Consider the following 364-nt stretch of genomic DNA (forward strand, 5'->3'; position numbering starts at 1 on the left):
ATACTGTTATTAAAAATGGCAAACGACACACATTAATTTATATGGGGGAAATCATATATAAACCTGCTTACTTAGAACTAAATAAACAGCGATTTTATTGTAAGGCTTGTGGTGAAACTTTCACAGCTAAGTCATCTTTCGTTCAACCAAAATCTTCGATTTCAAATTCAGTAAAGCTAGCCATTGCTGAAAAGGCTGCTGAAGCACGCTCTGAGAAAGCAATCGCGCATGATTTATTTATTTCACCTTCAACTGTTCATCGTCAAATGAAAATTATTGCCCAACAAGTTAAACCAAAAATATCAGATACACTGCCAAATCATTTGTCTTTTGATGAGTTTAAATCAACTAAAGATGTTGAAGG

At 33.8% G+C, this 364-nt stretch carries 1 pseudogene; it reads left to right on the forward strand.

The window, feature by feature from the left end:
• Window positions 1–364, forward strand: a pseudogene (locus tag BJS11_RS13220) (transposase family protein); the annotation flags it as partial.

The sequence above is a fragment of the Staphylococcus caeli genome, assembly GCF_900097965.1.
Lineage (GTDB): Bacteria > Bacillota > Bacilli > Staphylococcales > Staphylococcaceae > Staphylococcus > Staphylococcus caeli.